Annotated in this window: 18 protein-coding genes; 2 read left to right on the forward strand and 16 right to left on the reverse strand. The window is 60.7% G+C overall.

All coding sequences use genetic code 11. The annotated features are described in order from the left end of the window. Positions 1 to 29 precede the first annotated feature (29 nt). The 6 genes from ACA067_RS04480 to ACA067_RS04505 form a co-directional block, all read right to left on the reverse strand. A complete protein-coding gene (locus ACA067_RS04480; protein ID WP_497460763.1) occupies positions 30 to 1526 on the reverse strand; it encodes a GGDEF domain-containing protein in 1497 nt (498 codons plus the stop codon). A gap of 309 nt (positions 1527 to 1835) precedes the next feature. Beyond that, the gene (locus ACA067_RS04485) at positions 1836 to 2060 is read right to left on the reverse strand and encodes a hypothetical protein (protein WP_497462731.1); all 225 of its coding nucleotides are present in this window, start codon (positions 2058 to 2060) and stop codon (positions 1836 to 1838) included. Positions 2061 to 2284: 224 nt separating this feature from the next. Then, positions 2285 to 3649 (reverse strand): heavy metal sensor histidine kinase, encoded by a 1365-nt coding sequence (locus tag ACA067_RS04490; protein WP_497460764.1) that lies wholly within the window; start codon positions 3647 to 3649, stop codon positions 2285 to 2287. Next, positions 3639 to 4316 carry a heavy metal response regulator transcription factor gene (locus tag ACA067_RS04495; protein ID WP_150746174.1) on the reverse strand — a complete coding sequence of 226 codons (678 nt, stop codon included), beginning with the start codon at positions 4314 to 4316 and terminating at the stop codon, positions 3639 to 3641. The genes ACA067_RS04490 and ACA067_RS04495 overlap by 11 nt, the downstream gene beginning before the upstream one ends. A gap of 9 nt (positions 4317 to 4325) precedes the next feature. Further along, positions 4326 to 7427 (reverse strand): multidrug efflux RND transporter permease subunit, encoded by a 3102-nt coding sequence (locus ACA067_RS04500; protein WP_497460765.1) that lies wholly within the window; start codon positions 7425 to 7427, stop codon positions 4326 to 4328. Next, a complete protein-coding gene (locus tag ACA067_RS04505; RefSeq protein ID WP_497460766.1) occupies positions 7424 to 8584 on the reverse strand; it encodes an efflux RND transporter periplasmic adaptor subunit in 1161 nt (386 codons plus the stop codon). Before ACA067_RS04505 ends, ACA067_RS04500 begins: the two co-directional genes overlap by 4 nt. A 347-nt stretch (positions 8585 to 8931) precedes the next feature. Between ACA067_RS04505 and ACA067_RS04510 the strand changes: the two genes are divergently transcribed. Beyond that, complete coding sequence (locus ACA067_RS04510; protein ID WP_007905458.1) at positions 8932 to 9189, forward strand: hypothetical protein; 258 nt, start codon at positions 8932 to 8934, stop codon at positions 9187 to 9189. 147 nt (positions 9190 to 9336) lie between these two features. Here ACA067_RS04510 and ACA067_RS04515 read toward each other — a convergent pair whose 3' ends face one another. The 5 genes from ACA067_RS04515 to norR all read right to left on the reverse strand — a co-directional run bounded on the left by ACA067_RS04515 (position 9337) and on the right by norR (position 13819). Beyond that, positions 9337 to 10086 carry a YkgJ family cysteine cluster protein gene (locus ACA067_RS04515; RefSeq protein ID WP_497460767.1) on the reverse strand — a complete coding sequence of 250 codons (750 nt, stop codon included), beginning with the start codon at positions 10084 to 10086 and terminating at the stop codon, positions 9337 to 9339. 82 nt (positions 10087 to 10168) lie between these two features. Then, positions 10169 to 10495, reverse strand: a complete 327-nt coding sequence (locus ACA067_RS04520; RefSeq protein ID WP_497460768.1) for a hypothetical protein — start codon at positions 10493 to 10495, stop codon at positions 10169 to 10171. A gap of 179 nt (positions 10496 to 10674) precedes the next feature. Next, complete coding sequence (locus ACA067_RS04525; RefSeq protein ID WP_497462732.1) at positions 10675 to 11133, reverse strand: GNAT family N-acetyltransferase; 459 nt, start codon at positions 11131 to 11133, stop codon at positions 10675 to 10677. Between the two features lie 27 nt (positions 11134 to 11160). Continuing rightward, entirely contained in the window at positions 11161 to 12063 is a 903-nt protein-coding gene (locus ACA067_RS04530; RefSeq protein WP_497460769.1) for a chemotaxis protein CheV, read from the reverse strand. Between the two features lie 205 nt (positions 12064 to 12268). After that, positions 12269 to 13819, reverse strand: coding sequence for a nitric oxide reductase transcriptional regulator NorR (norR, locus tag ACA067_RS04535; RefSeq protein ID WP_497460770.1), 1551 nt, complete (start codon positions 13817 to 13819; stop codon positions 12269 to 12271). 153 nt (positions 13820 to 13972) lie between these two features. Here norR and hmpA point away from each other — a divergent pair, with 153 nt between their 5' ends. Continuing rightward, on the forward strand, positions 13973 to 15154 hold the full coding sequence (hmpA, locus tag ACA067_RS04540; RefSeq protein ID WP_497455397.1) for an NO-inducible flavohemoprotein: 1182 nt from the start codon (positions 13973 to 13975) through the stop codon (positions 15152 to 15154). Positions 15155 to 15379: 225 nt separating this feature from the next. Here hmpA and ACA067_RS04545 read toward each other — a convergent pair whose 3' ends face one another. The 5 genes from ACA067_RS04545 to ACA067_RS04565 all read right to left on the reverse strand — a co-directional run bounded on the left by ACA067_RS04545 (position 15380) and on the right by ACA067_RS04565 (position 20726). Beyond that, complete coding sequence (locus ACA067_RS04545) at positions 15380 to 16036, reverse strand: helix-turn-helix transcriptional regulator (protein WP_497460771.1); 657 nt, start codon at positions 16034 to 16036, stop codon at positions 15380 to 15382. A gap of 89 nt (positions 16037 to 16125) precedes the next feature. Beyond that, complete coding sequence (locus ACA067_RS04550) at positions 16126 to 17253, reverse strand: NAD(P)/FAD-dependent oxidoreductase (RefSeq protein ID WP_497460772.1); 1128 nt, start codon at positions 17251 to 17253, stop codon at positions 16126 to 16128. A 143-nt stretch (positions 17254 to 17396) separates the two neighbouring features. Next, complete coding sequence (locus ACA067_RS04555; RefSeq protein ID WP_497460773.1) at positions 17397 to 18344, reverse strand: ornithine cyclodeaminase family protein; 948 nt, start codon at positions 18342 to 18344, stop codon at positions 17397 to 17399. Between the two features lie 139 nt (positions 18345 to 18483). Beyond that, positions 18484 to 19971 (reverse strand): ATP-dependent RNA helicase RhlB, encoded by a 1488-nt coding sequence (rhlB, locus tag ACA067_RS04560; RefSeq protein ID WP_497460774.1) that lies wholly within the window; start codon positions 19969 to 19971, stop codon positions 18484 to 18486. A 98-nt stretch (positions 19972 to 20069) separates the two neighbouring features. Continuing rightward, entirely contained in the window at positions 20070 to 20726 is a 657-nt protein-coding gene (locus ACA067_RS04565; RefSeq protein WP_497460775.1) for an alpha/beta hydrolase, read from the reverse strand. Positions 20727 to 20988 lie beyond the last annotated feature (262 nt).

Consider the following 20988-nt stretch of genomic DNA (forward strand, 5'->3'; position numbering starts at 1 on the left):
CGCAGGCTGCGATCTTTTGATCTTCGCTTTTAATCCGCGCTAACCACCCGATTACGCCCACTGTCCTTGGCCTGATACAGCGCCTTGTCTGCGGCAAACAGCAATTGCTCCAGGCTGAGGGCGCTCTTCGTGGTCCAGGTACTGATCCCAATACTGACAGTCATCGGCGACCCTGCATCCCCCGTCAACGGCAATTGCTCGACCGCTGAACGGATATGCTCGGCTATCCGCTGCGCACCCTGGCTGTCGGTTTCGGCGAGAACCACCGAAAACTCCTCGCCGCCATAACGGGCAACCAGATCCGCCGGACGTCGGACATGGGCGCTGATCACCCCGGCCACCGAGCGCAACGCATCATCACCACCCTGATGCCCATGGCGATCGTTGAACGCCTTGAAGTGATCGGCATCGATCATCAGCAGCGACAACGGCATGCCCGAGCGTTGGGCGCGAAACCATTCATGGCGCAGGACCTGATCCAGGGTTCGGCGGTTGGGCAGACCGGTCAACGCATCCGTGGCGGCCAGCTGCGCCAGTTCCTGCTCGGCGTTATGCCGCAGGCGCAATTCCCGACTGAACAACCAAGTCAGCCAGAGCAGGCTCACGCACAGGGCCAAGGTCGCCAGGCTGACCACCAGCGCAGTGCGCTTCCACGACGCATAGACTTCGTCGCTGGACAGGGCAACGATGACGATCAACGGCAAGTCGCCCACCTTGGAAAACGTGTACAGGCGTTGATCCTGGTAGAGGCTTGAAGTGCCGGTGAAGCTGCCGTTGCCTTCTTTGACGATGCGCTGGAAGTTCGGACGGTTGCTGAAGTCCTTGCCGATAAGCACCTCGGCCGGGCGGGGTTGCAGGGCCAGGAGAATGCCGTCCTTGCTGATCAGGGTGACGGTACTGTCGCGACCGATGTTCAAACTGTTGAACAACTGATCAAAGTAGTTCAAGCGCATGGCGGCTTCGGCCACACCGAGGAATTCGCCTTGAGGGCCACTGATCCGGCGGCTGAAACTGATACGCCATTCATGTTCTGCCTCTGCGGACCTGAACGGGCGGCTGATGAACATCCCCGGGGTCCGATCATTCACATGGGACTGGAAATATTCACGGTCGGCAAAGTTGCCCCTTCTGGGTTTCACCGAGGCCGAGTCGGCAATCACGTCGCCCTTGTTGTCGAGCAACAAAATGTCGCCTTTATAGGGCGCAGCCGTGGCGCGGTCGAACAAGGCCAGGTGGCGGATGAGCGGGGATACGGATTTGAGGTCTTCACGCTGCGAGGCGGCAATCAAGCCCAGCAACGACAGATCGTAGAGTTCGATATTGCGCAGCACGTCGGCGTCGATCAATTGCACGATATTGGACGCTGCGCGAGTGGCGGACAACTCGGCGTTGGCGCGTTCACGGATCAGCAGGAAGGCGACAATGCTCAGTATGGCAATCACCAACAGCAAACTGCCGAGAGTCAGAAGCCGTTCCGGTCGCGTCGAACGGATCGAGTGGTGAGGTATCGCATGGCGCACACTCATGGTTCTGACTTCTACTGATTAGGCGATAAGAGACTTCTTGTGCAAGCGCCGGGGCAGAGCGCCGGACACCGATTGCGTTTACAGCGCCTGTATAAATCCCAAGCAAAAAAAAGGCCAGCAAAACATGCTGGCTTTTTTTGTAGCTGGCGTCAGAAAAAGGTGAACGGGTCGTCGATGATCACTCGGTTATCGTTACAGCGATTGCAATGAACCGGCGAAAAAAAGCCGCTGACAGCAGCGGCTTGAAGACAACTTTTCAAAGGTAAGAGCCGATGAAAGTGTCGAGGGAAACAGAGTGATTTCTAACAGTCAGCTGTCTTTCTCCAGGCCTGTCTGGGGCCGATTGGTCGACGCCTGAGGGGTTTGCGCAGCATCCTGAGCCTTGGCCGTCATTTCGCTCTGATACTCTTCGAACGCAGCAGCCCGTGCGTTGTTGTGCGCGACGAAAGTCTGCGACTCTTCAGCCAAGGCGACCGGAGACAGGAACAACGAGGACAAAACGAAAGCGCTGGCAATACCCATTGTGTTGGACATCTTTAAAACCTTCTTGCTTGGCAAGTGCTGTTTGGTGCGGCAAAGATAAGGCGCATTGAGGCGGGGAAAAAGAGCGGATTCATGAAAGGACTGTTGCGGAAAATACAAGGATCGCGCTTCTGTAGGAGCTGCGGTGCGGCGATCCGACTTGCCAGCGAAGGCGCCCTCGACAACACCGCAACGCCAGAAACCGATCGCCAGCAAGCCGGCTCCCACAGAGTCCGTCAGACGGGAAGGTGGATACCGAAGGTGTTCATGCCGTGATCACTGCGCACAAACACGTCCCCGCCATGCATCAATGCAATCGCCTTGACGATTGCCAAGCCCAGGCCGTGGTTGTTGCCACTGTTGCTGCGCGACGCATCGACCCGATAGAAGCGCTCGAACAGTCGCGGCAGATGCTCGCTGGCAATCGGCGATCCCGGGTTCGCGACACCGATGCTGACCTGATGCTCCGCGACCTCGATCCGCACCTGAATCACTTGCCCGGGTTCGGTGTGCTGCACGGCATTGCTCAGCAGGTTGATCAACGCCCGACGCAGATGAGCGATCTCTATCCGCACCTGGGCATCGCCACTGACCTGCACCTGGACCTGGGCGTCTTCGAGGATGAAATCCAGGTATTCCAGGGTGGTTGCCACTTCATCCGCCAGGGAGGTGGATGTCAGCTTGGTGGCCTTGCTGCCCTGGTCGGCACTGGCGAGAAACAGCATGTCGTTGATGATCGAACGCAGCCGCTCAAGCTCTTCGAGGTTCGATTGCAGCACTTCGAAGTAGTGCTCGGCTGAACGGCCACGGGTCAGTGCCACCTGAGTCTGGCCGATCAGATTGGTCAGTGGCGAGCGCAGTTCGTGGGCGACGTCGGCGTTGAATGATTCCAGGCGCGAGTAAGCCTGTTCGACGCGTTCGAGCGTGGAGTTGAAGGAGTTGACGAACTGATTGAGTTCCGGCGGCAATGAGGCCAGTCGCAAGCGCCCGGAACGCAATGGCGGGGCCAGGCGCTGGGCTTCCTGAGACAGCTTGATCAATGGCTTGAGGCCGATCCGCGCCACCCAATAGCCGAGTGCCGAGGCCAGTAACACCCCGATGATCGCCAGGCTGATCAAGGCGATCAACAAATGGTGCTGAGTCTGGAAAAACGTTTCGGTGTCGATGCCGATCATGAAACGCAGCGGCGGTCGCTGATCCTTGGCGGGAAACTGGCTGACCAGCACCTTCAATGGATAAGGCTGATCCGGCAGTTTCAGGTCGCGCATGCCCAGCGGTCCCTGGGCAAAAGCGCGAATCTGCGGCGTCAGGTTGCCGTATTCGTAATGGGGATCGGCGCTGATGATCCAGAAACTGATGCGCTTGTCTTCTTCACCCAGCAGCTTGAGCTTGTTGTTGATCTTCACCCAGTGCTCGGGCGTGCCGTAACGGCCGACGGTGGATTCGAGCACGCTGTAGCGCGCGTCCAGCTCGGCTTCGGGCAGCAACCCCAGGCCTTTGTCGACTTGCTGATAGAGCGCCCAGCCGATCAGCAGGAACACCAGCAGCGCTACCAGCGTGAACATCCCGCTCAGGCGCAGAGCAATCGAATTACTGGACACCACGGCTCTCCAGCACATAACCCATGCCGCGGATGGTGTGCAGCAGTTTCTCTTCGAACGGCCCGTCGAGCTTGGCCCGCAGGCGTTTGATCGCGACTTCGACGACGTTGGCGTCGCTGTCGAAATTGATGTCCCAGACCATCTCGGCGATGGCGGTTTTCGAGAGAATTTCACCTTGTCGACGGGCCAGCACACTGAGCAGCGAGAACTCCTTGGCCGTCAGGTCCAGGCGCATGCCGGCGCGGGTGGCCTTGCGGCTGATCAAGTCGATCCACAGATCGGCGACGCTGACTTGCACCGGTTCATGGCCGCCGCTGCGGCGGGTCAAGGCTTGCAGGCGCGCCACCAGCTCCAGGAAGGAAAAAGGTTTGCCGAGGTAATCGTCGGCGCCGTCGCGCAGGCCTTTGATACGGTCTTCCACTCGCTCGCGGGCGGTGAGCATGATCACCGGGGTTTGCTTGCGCGCACGCAACGCGCGCAGTACGCCGAAGCCGTCGAGGCCCGGCAGCATGACGTCGAGGACGATCACCGCGTAGTCGCTTTCCAGCGCCAGGTGCAAGCCGCCGACGCCGTCGCGCGCCAGGTCCACGGTGTAGCCCTGTTCCGTCAGGCCGCGATGCAGATAGTCCGCGGTTTTTTCCTCGTCTTCGATAATCAGAACGCGCATGACCCCGCCTCAGTCTGTGGTCGCCAGCACCGGTATTGGTGCCGGTTTGGGTCTATGAAATAGCCGCTCGAGCCACAAGTATATGACCGGAGTGGTGAACAGCGTCAGCGCCTGGCTTACCAGCAAGCCGCCGACGACCGCGATCCCCAGGGGCTGGCGCAGTTCGGCGCCGGTGCCGTAACCGAGCATCAGCGGCAGCGCGCCGAGCAGGGCGGCGAGGGTGGTCATGATGATCGGCCGGAACCGGGTGAGACAGGCCTGGTAGATCGCCTCTTCCGGAGCCAGGCCACCTTTGCGCTGGGCTTCGAGGGCGAAGTCGATCATCAGGATGCCGTTTTTCTTCACGATCCCGATCAACAGCACCAGCCCGATCAGCGCCATGATCGAAAAGTCCTGGCCCCAGATCCACAGCATGATCACCGCGCCGAGCCCTGCCGACGGCAGGGTCGAGATGATCGTCAGCGGGTGCACGAAGCTCTCGTAGAGCACGCCGAGAATGATGTACACCGCCACCAGCGCCGCCAGAATCAGCCAGGGCTGGCTGGCCAGCGAACTCTGGAACGCCTGGGCCGCGCCCTGGAAGTTACCGCTGATGGCCGTCGGCATGCCGATTTCGGCCTTGGCCTGATTGAGCATGATCACCGCATCGCCCAAGGCCACGCCGGGTGCCAGGTTGAACGACAGGTTGGCGGCCGGGAACATGCCATCGTGGGCGATGGACAGCGGGCCGATGGTCGGCGCATCGAATTTCGCCAGCGCCGACAGGGGCACCATCTCACCACTCAGCGGCGAGCGCAGGTAGAAGTAGTTGAGGCTTTCGGCTTTGCCGCGTTGTTTGGTGTCCAGTTCCAGGATCACGTTGTACTGGTTGGTCTGGGTCTGGAACTCGTTGATTTGCCGCTGGCCGAAGGCGTCGTACAGCGCTTCGTCGACATCACTGGCGGTCAGCCCGAAACGAGCTGCCGCGCTGCGATCGATGCTGATGTGAGTAATGCTGCCACCCAGTTGCAGGTCGTTGGAAATGTCGCGGAAGGCCGGATTGCCGCGCAGTTTTTCCGTCAGGCGCTGGGTCCAGGTGCTGAGGGTCGCGCCGTCGTTGCTCTTGAGCACGTATTGGTACTGGGCGCGACTCGGGCCGGAACTGAGGTTGATGTCCTGACCGGCGCGCAGGTACAGCACGATGCCCGGGACTTTCATCAGTTGCGGGCGAATCCGGTCGATGAACTCGCTGGCAGAAACGTCGCGATCGCCGCGTTTTTTCAGGGAAATCCAGAAGCGTCCGTTGGCGATGGTCTGGTTGCTACCCGAGACGCCGACCGAGTGGGAAAAAGCTTCCACGGCCGGGTCGGCGGCGACGATTTCGGCCATCGCCAGGTGTTTTTTCACCATGTCGCCGTAGGAAATATCAGCGGCCGCCTCGGTGGTGCCGAGTACAAAGCCGGTGTCCTGCACCGGGAAGAAGCCCTTGGGAATAAAGATGTAACCGGTGATGGCCAGCACGAGGGACAAGCCGAACACGCCGATCATCAATTTCTGATGGGCGAGGGCGCGACGCAGGCCTTTCTCATACCACGCCAGCAAGCGCTCGCCGAAACCCGGTTTGTCGTGGGCGTGATGCACCGGCGCACGCATGAACAACGCCGCGAGGGTCGGTGCCAGCGTCAGGGACACCACCACCGAAATCATGATGGTCGAGGTCGCGGTCAGGGCAAACTCCTTGAACAACCGCCCGACCACGCCGCCCATGAACAGCAGCGGAATGAACGCCGCCACCAGCGAGAAACTGATGGAAACCACGGTAAAACCAATCTCGCCGGCGCCCTTGATCGCTGCCTCGCGCATGCCGTCGCCCGCCTCCAGGTGCCGGTGGATGTTTTCCACGACCACTATTGCATCGTCGACCACAAACCCCACGGCCACCACAATCGCCACCAGCGTCAGGTTGTTCAGGCTGAAACCCATGATGTACATCAGGGCGAAACTGGCGATCAACGACACACCGAGCACGGCGGTCACGATCAAGGTCGCCGACAGTTGGCGCAGGAACATGGCCATCACTGCCACCACCAGCATGATCGCAATCAGCAAGGTGATTTCCACTTCGCGCAACGAGGCGCGGATGGTCTGGGTCCGGTCGACCAGCACCCCGACCTGGACCGAGGCGGGCAGCATGGCCTCCAGCGTCGGCAAGGCCGCCTGGACCCGGTCCACGGTCTCGACGATGTTGGCCCCCGGTTGCCGGAAGATCACCAGGTTGACGCCCGGTTGATCGCCGGCCCACGCCTGGACGTAGGCGTTTTCCGAGCCGTTGACCACTTTCGCGACATCTCTGAGATGAACCGGTGCACCGTCTTTGTAGGAAACGATGAGTTGGCTGTATTCCTCAGGGTGGAATAACTGGTCGTTGGTGGACAGGGTCGAAATGCTCGACTCACCGTACAACGCACCTTTGGCCAGGTTGAGGCTGGTCTGCTGCAGCGCCAGGCGAATGTCCGCCAGGGTCAGGCCGATGGCGGCGAGTTTGTCCGCCGAAGCCTGAACGCGGATGGCCGGACGTTGCTGACCGGTGATGTTGATCTGGCCTACACCATCGATCTGGCTGATCTGACGGGAGAGCAGGGTTTCGACCAGGTCGCTGAGTTCCGTGCCAGGCATCTGGGTCGAGTTGACGCTGAGGATCAGCACCGGGCTGTCGGCCGGGTTGACCTTGCGCCAGGTGGGCAGGGTCGGCATGTCCTTGGGCAGTTTGCCAGCGGCGGTATTGATCGCCGCCTGGACTTCCTGGGCGGCGGTGTCGATGCTTTTGTCGAGGGTGAACTGCAGAGTAAGGTTGGTCGAGCCCAGGGCGCTGCTCGACGTCATCTGGGTCACGCCGGGGATGGCACTGAATTGCACTTCAAGCGGTGTGGCGACCGACGACGCCATGGTTTCCGGACTGGCGCCGGGCAGTTGCGCGGCCACCTGGATGGTCGGGAATTCAGCTTCCGGCAGCGGCGCGATCGGCAGTCGCGGGAAGGCGATGACACCGAGCAATACCAGGGCGAAGGTCAGCAGGATCGTCGCCACCGGGTGATCGATGCACCACGCCGAAACCGAGCCGTGCCCCTTCATGGTTGCGACTCCGATTGCACCACTTGCGGCGGATCAGTCAGTACCTGGACGGTGGAACCTTGCTTGAGGCGCGACTGGCCATCGCTGACGAGCACGTCGCCCGGTTTGACGCCTTTGATGATGTCCTGGCCGCTGCCTTGGTAGACCATTTGCACCCGGACGGTTTCGACCTTGTCACCTTTGACCCGGTAGACGAAATGTTGATCGAGACCGCGTTGTACGACAGTGGGCGGCACCACCAGCGCGTCTTTATCCAGCGCTGTCTGAATCTTTACCGTCACCAGCAGGCCCGGCCAGAGTTTTTGCCCGGTGTTGTTGAATTCGGCCTTGGCGCGGATGGTCCCGGTGTTGGCGTTGATCTGGTTGTCGATCAGGGTCAGATGGCCTTCGCCCAGCAGGTTGCCGGTTTCGCCATCGGTGTCGGCGCCGATGTAGGCCTTGACCCGGGCGCGCTGTGGATCGTTTATCAGGCCTTGCAGGGTCGGCAGCATTTGCTGCGGCAGGGAAAACTCGACGGCGATGGGGTCGATCTGGGTCACGGTGAACAAGCCTTGAGTGTCGCTCATGCGCAGGAAGTTGCCTTCGTCCACTGTACGAATCCCGACGCGACCGCTGACCGGGGAGCGAATCTGTGTGTAGGAAAGCTGCACCTGGGCGGCGTCGATCGAGGCCTGATTACCCTGCGCGGTGGCCTTGAGTTGGTTGACCAGGGCTTGTTGCTGGTCGTAGGTCTGTTTGGAAACGCCGTCGTCGACGCTCAGCAGTTTGTAGCGCTTGAGGTTGACCAGCGCTACCTGCAACTGCGCCTGGCTTTCGCCCAGTTGCGCCCGGGCCAGGTCGAGGCTGGCGCGGATCGAGCGGTCGTCGATGGTCGCCAGCAGGTCGCCTTTGTTCACCAGCTGCCCTTCCTTGACCAGGATCCTGGTGAGAATACCGTCGATCTGCGGACGCACCACGACGCTGTGCAGGGACAACACCGAGCCAATGCCGCTGACGTAGCGGGGTACATCTTTTTCAGCGACGGCGACCACCCGCACGGGGATGGCGGTGGGGGCGGCCAGTTTGGCCGTGGCGGGCTTGGTCAGGTACCAGGTGCCCAGCGCTGCCAAGGCAATCAAAAGACCGGCGATCAAGGCGGGTTTTTTCTGAATTCGCATGCGAGTGGGGCGCCGGGCTGGGTGGTCGGAGTTTTGTCAGGTTTATACCTTCCTTTATAAACCTGTTTGCCCGTCAGGAAGGTGACGGCTAACTGACGGCGCTGTCAGTTTGGGGTTTGTGGTGACTGGTCTGACGCCTTCGCTGGCAAGCCAGCTCCTACAGGGGATTGGCGTACACCACGAACCCCTGTAGGAAGCTGGCTTGCCAGCGAAGAGGCCAGAACAGGCACCACAAAACCCGACAGACTTGCCAGTGGCTTGAAGCTTGCCGCTCCCGAGACAGGTATACTGCCGTCTTTCGCGGCTCGCTGACCGGGCCCGACTCTTTTGCATCACCCGGAGCTTTCATGACTTCCCCGACACAACCGCCGGTTGCCGACGCCTTGAGCGACGACCAGGCAGACCTGCCAGACAGCGTCGACTCCAGCGCAGACAGCGAAACCAAAGCCGCGATTCCTGCGTTCAAGTTCCCGTTCAAACCGGGTGAACTGGCCGCAGCCAAGAATGCCAGTCAGCCCTGGTACAAGAATGGCGCGAAGAATGGCCACACCAAGACTCCGGGCGCTGCGCCTCCTGGGACTCGTCGTTCGATGGGCAAGCGTTAAGGTTTAAGTTCTGCGGTGTCTGATCTGCCGCCTTCGCGGGCAAGCCCGCTCCCACAACGTTGACCGCATTTCCCCCTTGAAATGCGGTCAAAATGTGGGAGCGGGCTTGCCCGCGAAGGGGCCATTACAGGCAGCACACCTCTTGAATCAAGCCGCCCGCAACGAAATAAACGCATAATTCAGCGGCTCATCGGTCGCAACCTGCGCACCAGCCTCCAGCACTTGCCTGGCGATGTCGTCGCCCGACAGATGGAACAGCCATTCGCTGCCCCAGTCATCCAGCGTCTTTCCTGCCACCTGGTCGATCACTGAAGCAAACGCAGCCATGTCCGGCAAATAAGCAGTAAACCCATCACCCTTCAGCGCTGTCGTGCGAATACCCAATAAGGCGCAAATGGCATCCTTGGTCTGAATCTCATCGCGATCCGCCTGACGGGAACGCTGAATCAAATCCACCAACGCCTGATCCACTAATTCGCCACCCACAATCAGGTCCGGTCCTTTTTCCCATGACTCGGGCGGACATTCCTTCAGCGCAGTGTTCAAGGGAATGTGCGGATTGATTTCCATCGGATAGATGCGGCACACCAGCGGCCGCCGTTCGTAGATGCGGCAGCGGTTGTCTTCGTCAAGATTCCGGCAGGGGCCGACGTTGTAGGCGGCAAAGGTGATCGCCACGTACGCTTCGGATTCGCCGCTTCGAACCACCACCGAACGGCGTTCGGCATGTTCGCGTTGCTGCACGGGCAAGCCCAGGCCATTGCCCAGGAAGCCTTCCACCAGCACGATGACCTGACCGCCGTCGGCCGCCCACATCCGGGTCTCGGCCAGAGTCAGGGGGACGTGGTGGTCGTTGCAGCATTTGCCACACCCTACGCAGGAAAACGTCGTATTCATTGAGCAGTCAGTCGCAGGTGAGGGCATGAATGGCGACAGAAAGCCACCGTTAAGGCGGGTGTCAAAGCAAGTAATGCGCCAGTCACTGCGCCTTGGCGGTTGGGTGGATGGAGTCCCACTCGGTCACGTAGGCGGTTTTGCTTTTTTTGTTGAACAGGCACAGCTCGGTGCCTTGCTGGCCTTTCATGTGTTTTTGCGGGTATTGGCCTTGCAGCAGCAGTGCGGTATAGCCGACCCGGTCATCGAACTGTGCGGCGTTGCCGACGGGCTTGGCATTCTTCAGACCGCTGGCCTTGGTGCAACCGGCGAGCACGGCTTTGTCGTGGGCGGCCCAGGCGTCGGGGCTGGAGGCGTGGGCGTGGGTGGCGAGGGCGGTGAGGCAGAAGAAGGTCAGGGTTGCTGCTTTCATGGTTGAAGCATCCTTGGGTATTTGGTTGGCCGAATCCCTGGAGTATGCCTGATGGTTTTGTGTGGAATGTGTCGGCCTCTTCGCGGGCAAGCCACGCTCCCACAGGTTTTGTGTCGTATTCATCCTTCGCGAACGACATACATCCTGTGGGAGCGTGGCTTGCCCGCGATGGCGGTGTGTCAGACCGGAACCGTTTCCCGGCGGACCACATACATCCCGGCACTTTCATACAACCGCTGTGCCCGAAGATTACCTTCCAACACCTTCAAATCCACATAACCTTCACGCCGCTGCTGAAACACCTTGAAAGCATGCAGCAGCAAAGCACGCCCCAATCCCTGACCCTGAGCTCGCGGATGCACCACCAGGTTCTTGATAAAGGCGCTGGTCCAGCACTGGCATACGCCAAGGATGCCCTCGTCATCCAGGGCGATGAAGCACAAGGTCGGATCGTATTCGGGGTCGGTTTCGAAACGCTGTTGCCAGACGTCCAGCGCCGGCACGCGACCGCCACCTTCCTGATAGCCCAGTTGCATCAAGTGATGCACGGCGTGCGCCAGTTCGGGGCGGTAGTCGCTCAGGACAATCCCTTGAGGCCAGATGATGCCGGGCAGCGCCTCGGCAAGGTTACGCCGCAGCAGAAAGCAATAATCCTCGGCCAAAACTCAATGACCTTGTTCGGCAACGGCCTTGGCCGCGTCGATCAGGCATTTGGTCAGTTCTGGCGAGGAGAACTTGGTCAGTACCGCATTGGCCCCGGCCAGTCGGGCTTTTTCGCTGTTCATGGCACTGTTCAGCGAGGTGTGCAGCAGCACATAAAGGTGCGAGAAGTCCGGTGTTTCGCGCAGGGTGCGGGTGAAGGCATAGCCGTCCATCTCCGACATTTCGATGTCCGAGACGATCAAGTTGATCTGCTGGGCGGTGCCTTGCAGGTCCAGCAGGCAGTCGATGGCTTCCCTGGCACTGCGCGCGGTGTGGCATTGCAGCCCGAGGTTGCGCAGGGTGTGCACCGATTGCTGCAGGGCGACCTGGCTGTCATCGACCACCAGGATCCGCGCATTGCCCAGGATTTCGGCATCTTCCATGCTCAGTTCAGTCGGGGCCGTTTCGATCTGCGCCGGGGCGATGCCGTGGATGACTTTTTCGATGTCCAGCACCTGCACCAGGGCGCCGTCGACCGAGGTCACGCCGGTGATGTACGAGCGCACGCCGCCGGAACCGAAGGGTGGCGGACGAATGTCGGTGGACAGGCAGTGGACGATCTTGCTCACCGCCTGAACGTGCAGGCCCTGCTTGGAGCGGCTGACGTCGGTGACGATCAGGCAGCCACCGTTCGGGTCTTCCAGAGGGCGCTCGCCGATGGCGCGGCTGAGGTCGATCACCGACAACGCAGTCCCGCGCAGGGTGGCGATGCCTTTGACGTGGGGATGCGATTCCGGCAACCGGGTCAGTGGCGGGCAGGGGATGATTTCGCTGACTTTCAGCAGGTTGATCGCCATCAGCTTGCCGCTGCGCAAGGTAAACAGCAAAAGCGAAAGTGAGTCTGCGCGGGCGTTGTTGGAAGACATAAAAACCTTCTGTGGAAAAGGTGGTGGGCGATCACGGGATCGCCAACAGCTATCGATGCCGGGTTATCGACTTGTCGGGGGCAGGCTTTAGCTTCAATCAATGCCGGGCAGATCAAAAGATCGTCCGAACGCGGCCCGAGCCTTCGGCAGCTCCTACAGGGGAAATGCGATCGACGTAGGAGCTGCGGAAGGCTGCGATCTTTGCTCATTTCATACCCAATCGCTTGGCCATGCGCCCAAGGTTCGCCCGGTCCAGGCCCAGCTCACGCGCCGTACTTGCCCAGTTGTCATGGTGGCGTTCCAGGCATGCGCTGATCAATTGGCGCTGATAATTTTCGGTGGCCTCGCGTAAATCCCCCGACACCAATGCCACGGGAACGGCAGTCGGTTGCTCGGAGGCGACTTCAACGCTGCCATTGGGTAAATCCAGGTCCGCCGCACTCAAGCTGAGGATCTTCGGCCGCTCCTTGCAGTTACCCAAAGCCTTCAGTGCACTGCGGCCTATCAAGTGCTCCAGCTCCCGCACGTTCCCTGGCCACGCGTACGCCAGCAGTGCAGCCTGGGCGTCGTTGCTCAGGCGCAGGCTGTTGAGTCCCATGCGCGAGCGGTTCTGTTCCAGAAAAAAGCCGCTGAGCAGCAGCACATCGCGCCCGCGATCGCGCAATGCCGGCACCAGCAAGGGGTAGACACTCAGCCGATGGTAAAAGTCGGCGCGGTAGCGACCGCTGCGCACTTCCTCGGCCAGGTCACGGTTGGTCGCGGCAATCAATCGCACGTCGACCTGATGCTCCTTATCCGAGCCCAGGCGCTGCAGCTGACCGCTTTGCAAGACACGCAGCAGTTTGGCTTGCACCGTCAGGGACAGCTCGCCGACTTCATCGAGAAACAGCGTGCCGCCATTGGCCAGTTCGAACTTGCCGCGCCGATCGTTCATTGCCCCGGTAAAAGCCCCGCGGACGTGACCAAACAGTTCACTCTCCACCAGCGTCTCCGGCAGTGCGGCGCAGTTGAGGCTGATGATCGGCTTGTCCGCCCGAGGCGAGGCAGCGTGGATGGCCTGGGCTACCAGCTCCTTGCCGACCCCGGTTTCGCCGGTGATCAGCACGGTCAGATCGCTGCCGCCCACCAGATTGATCTCTTCCACCAACCGTTTGTGGGCCTTGCTCTGGCCGATCATCTCGCGGTTCTGCTGGCCGCTGGCCTGGCGATACACCTCGGCGCGCTGATGTTCGTCTTCGACACGATTGGCCAGGCGTTCGATGCGCTCGGCGGCGTTGACCGTGGCGGCGGCGAGGCTGGCGAAGGCTTGCAGAGCGTCCAGTTCGATGGGTTCGAAGCGCTCGGGGTCGAGGGCGTCGAGCGTCAGCAAGCCCCAAGGCCGCTCGTCGATAAACAGCGGACAGCCGATGCAATCGTGGACTTCCAGATGCTCCTCCAGGCCATCGACCAGCCCGTCGTAGGGGTCGGGCAAATCACTGTCGGCAGCAAACCGTGTTGGCCCCGGGCTGCTGAGCAAGGCTTCGAATCGCGGGTGTTCGCTGATCTTGAAACGTCGACCGAGGGTGTCGGTGCTCAACCCGTCGACGGCCAGCGGCACCAGCCATTCGCCATCGATGCGCAGCAGGGCGGCGGCATCGCAAGGCAGCAGGGCACGCATGGCTTCGAGCAGGCGCCGATAGCGCTCGCCTTCGGGAAGTTCGCGAGACAGGTCGGAAACCAGTGGCAGCAGGGCAGTCAGCAGGGATTTTGCAGTCATAGTGACTCCGTGTAGTCGGTATGACTATAAGTCGGCTATGTCGTTATGACTATCGTATTTTCAAGTTGTTGATTTATAACGATTTAATTGTTGGCATGAAAGCTGATAAGTCTAGGGCATCCCGTTAGATACCCGTCGCTCAGGAGTCACTTAATGCTTAGCGTTCAAGACCGTGCAATCGTCAAATCTACCGTGCCGTTGCTGGAATCCGGTGGCGAAGCCTTGATCACTCACTTCTACCGCATGATGCTCTCCGAATACCCGGAAGTGCGCCCGCTGTTCAATCAGGCCCACCAGGCCAGCGGCGATCAGCCCCGTGCCCTGGCGAACGGTGTCCTGATGTATGCGCGGCACATCGACCAGCTCGACCAACTGGGCGACCTGGTGGCCAAGATCATCAACAAGCACGTGGCCCTGCAGATTCTGCCGGAACACTACCCGATCGTCGGCAGCTGCCTGCTGCGAGCCATCTCTGAAGTGCTGGGTGATGAGATCGCCACGCCGCAAGTGATGGCGGCCTGGGGCGCTGCCTACGGTCAATTGGCCGACATCCTGATCGGCGCCGAAACCAGCATCTACGATCAGAAAGAACAGGCCCCGGGCGGCTGGCGCGGGGCGCGGGAATTCATCGTGGTGGCCAAGGTTGAAGAGAGCGCGGAAATCACCTCGTTCTATTTCGAACCGGCTGACAAAGGCGCGATTCTGGCGGCAGAACCTGGCCAGTACATCGGCATGAAGCTGATCCTCGATGGCGAAGAGATTCGCCGTAACTATTCGCTGTCGGCCCTGGCCAACAAAGGCCAATACCGCATCAGCGTCAAGCGCGAAGAGGGCGGCCGTGCTTCCAATCACCTGCACGATCAACTGCATGTCGGCTCCAGCATCCAGCTGTTCCCGCCATCGGGCGAGTTCACCCTGACCGCCAGCGACAAGCCACTGGTACTGATCAGCGGCGGCGTCGGCATCACCCCGACCCTGCCGATGCTCGAAGCCGCGCTGGCGACCGAGCGCCCGGTGCACTTTATCCACTGCGCCCGCAACGGTAGCGTCCACGCCTTCCGCGACTGGATCGACGGCCTTGCCGAGCGTCATCCGCAGCTCAAGCGCTTCTATTGCTACGACGAAGATGACGGGGTCAGTCCGGCGGCGCATAAGGTCGGGCTGTTGAGCCAGGAGCAACTGGGCGAGTGGTTGCCGCAGCAGCGCGACCTGGATGCTTACTTCCTCGGGCCTAAAGGCTTCATGACAGCGGTCAAGCGCCACCTCAAAGCGCTGGGTGTGCCCGAGAAGCAAAGCCGTTACGAGTTCTTCGGACCGGCTTCGGCGTTGGAATAACCGCTGATCCTGTGGGGGCTCGGCTTGCTGGCGATGGCGATCTTGAGGACGCCTTCGCCAGCAAGCCGGCTCCTACAGGTTCGGATTCGCGTCAAATCCCATGACCTGCGCGGACCCCTGTAGGAGCTGGCTTGTCGGATCGCCGCACCGCAGCGAAGGCGGCCGAAAAATCACCTCAATTCTTCGGGCCCTGATCGCCAGCAAGCCGGCTCCTACGGATTCGTATTAGCCTTTCAATTCCTTCAAATGCTTGTACACCGTCGCCCGCCCCATATTCAGCACGTTCGCCACATAGTTGGAGGCGCTTTTGCCTTTGAAGGCGCCTTCGGCGTGCAGCGCCAGCACCAGTTCACGTTTGTGGTCGCGGGTCAGCAGGTTCAGGCTCAGCTGGCGCTCGCGCAGCCAGGCGTGGAGGAAGGTATTGATCCGCTCCTGCCAGTCATCGCGAAACAGTGAATCCGGCTGCGGAATCAACTTGCTCGGCGACAGGAACAGATCCAATGCCGCCTTGGCATTCTCGAACAACGAAATATTCAGATTGATGCACAGCACGGCCAGCGGATGACCTTCGCTATCGCGCAACACGCTACTGAGGCTGCGAATCTTCTGGCCATCCCAATTGAGCTTTTCGTACGGCCCGATATTTCGTTCGTTGATATCGTCGCTGAGCATGTCTTCCAGTGCCGAATCGTCACCGATTTCCCTTTTCGACAGGTTGTTGGCGATGTAGTCGACCTTTTGCGTGCGCAGATCGTGCAGCACCACTTCGGCATGAGGAAAGAACAGCGTGGCGATGGCATCGGCGATCGCGCGGAAGTTGTCCAGCGGCGAACGTGCCAGCGCAGAGGCATCCAGGGCCGGATCTTGTTCATGGGCGTTCATAGTGGAACTCCAGGCAGCATCGGCACCCTGTGAAACAGGGTGCTGGAAGTTTGCCGCAATCGTGTCGGGACGTCACCTGAGGACGCAACTCAGCCCAGGCGGGCGGGGGAGAGCATTGCGGCGTTCAGACCGAAGCGTGTGAGTGGCTCGGGCAAGGCTTCACCGCGAACCAGCGCGGCGCTCGCCTGACCCATGGCGGGCGAGGTCTGGATGCCGTAACCGCCCTGTGCCGCGACCCAGAACAGCCCGGGCACTTGCGGATCGAAACCGGACAGCAAATCACCGTCAGGTACGAAACTGCGCAGGCCGGCCCAGGTTCGGGTCGGACGGCGGATGGTCAGGGTGGTGGCTTCTTCGATCTGGTAGATGCCCATCGCGATGTCCAGCTCTTCGGGCTGCACGTCGTGGGGTTCCACCGGGTCGGCGTTGGCCGGCGAGCCGAGGAACATGCCAGCGTCGGGTTTCATGTAGAACGACTCGTCGAGACTGACCAGCATCGGCCAGTGGTGGATGTCCACGCCTTCGGGGCCAGCGAAGATGAAGGCTGCGCGCCGCTTCGGTTGCAGGCCCAGTGGCCTGGCACCTGCCAGTTCACCGATCTTGTCGGCCCAGGCGCCTGCGGCGTTGATGATGATCGGGGCGCTGAACGTCTGGCCGTTGGTTTGCACCTGCCACACGCCTTCGGCATCACGGGTCAGACTCAGGACTTCGCTGTCGGTATGCACTTCACCCTGGTTGCGGCGGATACCGCGCAGGTAACCTTGGTGCAACGCATCGGTGTCGATATCGCTGGCGGTCGGGTCGTAGATCGCGCCGTGGACTTTTTCCCGGCGCAGGATCGGCAGGCGCGCGCAGGCTTCGTCGGCGCTGAGCCGTTGCATCTCGGGCACTGTGGCTTTGGCGCTCAGGTATTGATTGTTCAACTCGGCCGGGTCACCCGTGAAGTCCACAGTCATCTCGCCGCGCGGGGTCAGTAACGGGTGTTCGCAGAAACCGGTGGGAGGTGCATCGAAGAAATCGCGGCTGGCCTGGGTCAACGCCCGCACCTGCGGTGTGCCATAGGCTGCGGTGAACAAGGCAGCCGAACGTCCGGTGGAGTGGTAAGCCGGATGGGATTCGCGTTCGAGCACAATCACCCGGGCGTGCCGGGACAGCCAGAAGCCGGTGGAAGCGCCGGCAATCCCGCCGCCGATGATGATGAAGTCTGCCTGGCTCATGAACGTCTCCTGTCGAGCGCAAATGCCAATGGTGTCGGTGCCCCCTGTAGGAGCCGGCTTGCTGGCGATGCAGGCGCCGCGGTTTCAGGTTGACCGCGGTGATGCTATCGCCAGCAAGCCGGCTCCTACAGGGGTTCGTGGTGTTAGTGCTGTAGGCGGTAGAGGGCATTAGCCAGCGCGATGTCTTCCAGGCCCAGGCCGATCGAGCGGAAGAACACGTGACGGTCATAGTCCGGACGCTGGACTTTTTCGCTGAGCAGATCGGGCAGGTCGCCGATGATCGAGCCCTTGTCCCAGCCATACTGTTCACCGGCAATCAGCATCTCGCCGGCAGACCCCGGAGTGGTCAGACGATAGTCGCAGAACACCTGCATGTCATTGAGGCTCTGCGGCGGCACTTCGTGGGCACGCGGGGCGTTGGTGCTGATCGAGGTGATCAGCGCCGGCTTGCTCAAGCTTGAAGGGTCGATCACCGGGCCGGCAGACGAGGTGCAGAGCATGATCACATCGGCGTCTTGAACGACTGCTTCGCGACTGTCGACGATAGTCAGGCGTGGGTCGAGGGCTCGCAGCGATGCCAATGCTTCGGCATTCTTGCCGCTCAGGCTTGGCGAGTAGAGGCTGATGCTCTGCCAGTCGCGCAAACCCTTGACGTAATGCAGGTGCGCCTGGGCCACCTTGCCGCTGCCGATAATCGCCAGGCGCTGCGCCTTGAGCGGTGCGAGGGCATCGACCGCCACCGCGGTCGTCGCCGCAGTGCGGGCCGTGGTCAATTCACCGGCATCGCACAGCAGCAGCGGCTGACCGGTCTGCATCGACATCAACAGCGTCCAGGCCGTCACCAGCGGACCTTGTTCGCGCACGATGTAAGGTGAGGTCTTGACGCCGTAAACACCCTCTGCGGCCAACACGCCCAAATAGTTGATGAAGTCGCCAGCGCCCTGGGGGAACTCCACCAGTTGCTGCGCCGGTTGCACCGCTTGCCCGGCGGCCAGGTCGCGGAACAATGTGCGCAGGATCTGTGGCACGTCGACCTGTGCCAGCAGCTCGCGGGCCTGGTGTTGGGAGATCACGTAAGGCGTACTGGACATGGTCGGCTCCGAAAGAAGATAAACTAATTTGTCCATTATGGACTTTTAGTTGTATCGAGCAAGCGCCTGTTGAAAAAAAAGCCGGGCGAAAAAAAAGCGCAGTCCGTGCCCGGCTGCGCCTTTTTTCAATGCGCCTGCGTTACGGGCGCTTGCGCTCTACCGCCCGCAGCAAATGCGTCGGAGGCGTTTCACAGCTGATCTTGCGGCCCAGCAGCGCCTCGATGGACGGTAGCTGGTAGGAGTCGTCTTCACCGGCAAAACTGATGGATACACCCTCGGCACCGGCCCGACCGGTACGGCCGATGCGGTGCACGTAGTCGTCCGGGACTTCCGGCAAGGTGAAGTTGATCACATGGCTGATGCCGTCGATGTGAATGCCGCGACCGGCAACGTCGGTGGCGACCAGCACGCGGATCTTGCCTTCGCGGAAACCTTCCAGGGTCTTGATGCGCTTGTGCTGCGGCACATCGCCGGACAGCTGCGCGGCATTGACACCATCACGCACCAAACGCTCTTCGATGCGCCGCACTTCATCCTTGCGGTTGGCGAACACCATCACCCGCTCCCAACCGTTGTCGTTGACTAGGTTGTAGAGCAGTTTGTATTTGTCGGCACCGGCCACGGCGTAGATGTGTTGCTCGACGTTTTCGCTGGCCACGTTCTGCGACTCGATCTCGACGATCGACGGGTCGGTAGTCCATTGCTTGGCCAGGTTCATCACGTCTTCGGTGAAGGTCGCGGAGAACAGCAGCGTCTGACGTTCGTTCTTCGGCGGAGTCTGGCGAATGATCTGACGCACTTGTGGGATGAAACCCATGTCGAGCATCCGGTCGGCTTCATCCAGGACCATGACTTCGACCATGTCCAGGTGCACGTCGCCGCGCTGGTTGAAGTCCAGCAAACGGCCCGGAGTGGCGACGAGTATGTCGCAATGACGCGCTTCGAGATGCTTGAGCTGCTTGTCGAAGTCCATGCCGCCGACAAACGTCATGACGTTGAGGCCGGTGTACTTGGTCAGGTCGGCCGCGTCCTTGGCAATCTGCACCACCAGTTCCCGGGTCGGCGCAATGATCAGCGCCCGCGGCTCGCCCATGTAGCGCTCTTTCGGCGGCGGGGTTTGCAGCAACTGGGTGATGATCGAAATCAGGAACGCGGCGGTTTTGCCGGTGCCGGTCTGGGCGCGACCGATGGCGTCTTTGCCTGCGAGGGTAAAGCCAAGCACCTGCGCCTGGATCGGCGTGCAATACGGGAAGCCCAGGTCCTGGATGGCGTGCATCAGTTCGGGGGCGAGTTTGAAATCGTGGAAACGGGTTTTGCCTTCCTGGGGTTCGACGGCGAAGTCTTCGAGTTTCCAGGGGATAACCGGTGCTTTTGGCTTGGGTTCGCGTCGCGGTCGGGCAGGTTTTGCAGCTTCGCTGCGCGGTTCTTCAGAGGCCTGAGCCTCAACGGGTTGGACGGCCGGTGTGGTCATCGGCTCGTGCTTCGGTACCGCTACGGCTGCGGTCCGGCCAGACTGATTACCGTCGGTGCGGTGGCTGGGATGGTGAGACGGAGCGTTGGAGACTGGCGCGAGCTGCTCAGTCTCGCTTTTACCGAACATTTTCTTGAGTGCTTTGAGCACGGTCATCTCATCAATTGGTTAAGGAATATACGCCGGCCAGTGTAATGCAAGAATCGGGCGCGGCGTAGTGGGAGGGATCAATGGGCTGTTTTTCACATAAACAGTTAACGCAAACGCTCGGCGAGCCAGGTGCCGATGTCGCGAATCTCCTCGGGTAACACTTCGTGACCCATTGGGTATTCCTGCCATGTCACGGTGACACCACGCTGCTTTAAATACTCGTAGGCGGTCCGGCCCATGGAGTTTTGCACCACGTCATCGTACTGACCGTGCAAGGACAGCACGGGAATGCGCTGCTGGCTGGCGGAAAGCTCCAGTTCGTCGCTGAAGGTCGGTGCGTAAGTCGAGAGGGCAAGTACGCCACCCAACGGCCCCTGCCATTTCAGGAACGCGGTGTGTAACACCACGGCGCCACCCTGGGAAAAACCTGCGAGAAAAATCCGCGAGGCGTCTATTCCGCCAGCACGCTGCTCTTCGATCAAATCAAAGACCCTTTGCGCGGAGGCTTCCAGCTGCTCGCGGCTGATCGCGCGTGCCGGGCTCATGGCCAATATGTCGTACCAGCTCGGCATCTCGTAGCCACCATTGATGGTGACGGCGCGAGTCGGTGCCTGGGGAAGGACAACGCGGGTGGTCAGCAGTGTTTCCTGCAGCGCTTCGGCCACCGGCAGGAAGTCGTAGCGGTCGGCGCCCAGGCCGTGCAGCCAGATAACGCACGCGTCTGCGGGCTTGACGGGGTGAAGAATCAAGGGCTCGGTCATGGGTGCTCCATAGGTGTGCGTGCGCTCTCGATCAGTGCGAGATCCGGGAGCGCGTCTGGTTGATCCGTTAAGAAGATGTCGCAAGGCTACAAGTTTTGCTATTGACCTGTGCCTGAATCGCTTCGGCAAGCGGTCTGGTACGGGCTTTGCTATGGGAACGCCTGTACGAAATATCCCACGTCTGTCGGTAACACTATCAGGCCATTGTTCGTGGTGGGATAGAAAAAAATCCGGTGATGGATGTTCGCCAGTGGCCGCTACG

Source organism: Pseudomonas sp. LBUM1674, from assembly GCF_059695635.1.

Bases quoted from the DNA above. Each gene is read 5' to 3' on its own strand.
- ACA067_RS04480 (WP_497460763.1), bottom strand. From the start codon at position 1,526: ATGAGTGTGCGCCATGCGATACCTCACCACTCGATCCGTTCGACGCGA.
- ACA067_RS04485 (WP_497462731.1), bottom strand. From the start codon at position 2,060: ATGTCCAACACAATGGGTATTGCCAGCGCTTTCGTTTTGTCCTCGTTG.
- ACA067_RS04495 (WP_150746174.1), bottom strand. From the start codon at position 4,316: ATGCGCGTTCTGATTATCGAAGACGAGGAAAAAACCGCGGACTATCTG.
- ACA067_RS04500 (WP_497460765.1), bottom strand. From the start codon at position 7,427: ATGAAGGGGCACGGCTCGGTTTCGGCGTGGTGCATCGATCACCCGGTG.
- ACA067_RS04505 (WP_497460766.1), bottom strand. From the start codon at position 8,584: ATGCGAATTCAGAAAAAACCCGCCTTGATCGCCGGTCTTTTGATTGCC.
- ACA067_RS04510 (WP_007905458.1), top strand. From the start codon at position 8,932: ATGACTTCCCCGACACAACCGCCGGTTGCCGACGCCTTGAGCGACGAC.
- ACA067_RS04515 (WP_497460767.1), bottom strand. From the start codon at position 10,086: ATGAATACGACGTTTTCCTGCGTAGGGTGTGGCAAATGCTGCAACGAC.
- ACA067_RS04520 (WP_497460768.1), bottom strand. From the start codon at position 10,495: ATGAAAGCAGCAACCCTGACCTTCTTCTGCCTCACCGCCCTCGCCACC.
- ACA067_RS04530 (WP_497460769.1), bottom strand. From the start codon at position 12,063: ATGTCTTCCAACAACGCCCGCGCAGACTCACTTTCGCTTTTGCTGTTT.
- norR (WP_497460770.1), bottom strand. From the start codon at position 13,819: ATGACTGCAAAATCCCTGCTGACTGCCCTGCTGCCACTGGTTTCCGAC.
- hmpA (WP_497455397.1), top strand. From the start codon at position 13,973: ATGCTTAGCGTTCAAGACCGTGCAATCGTCAAATCTACCGTGCCGTTG.
- ACA067_RS04545 (WP_497460771.1), bottom strand. From the start codon at position 16,036: ATGAACGCCCATGAACAAGATCCGGCCCTGGATGCCTCTGCGCTGGCA.
- ACA067_RS04550 (WP_497460772.1), bottom strand. From the start codon at position 17,253: ATGAGCCAGGCAGACTTCATCATCATCGGCGGCGGGATTGCCGGCGCT.
- ACA067_RS04555 (WP_497460773.1), bottom strand. From the start codon at position 18,344: ATGTCCAGTACGCCTTACGTGATCTCCCAACACCAGGCCCGCGAGCTG.
- rhlB (WP_497460774.1), bottom strand. From the start codon at position 19,971: ATGACCGTGCTCAAAGCACTCAAGAAAATGTTCGGTAAAAGCGAGACT.
- ACA067_RS04565 (WP_497460775.1), bottom strand. From the start codon at position 20,726: ATGACCGAGCCCTTGATTCTTCACCCCGTCAAGCCCGCAGACGCGTGC.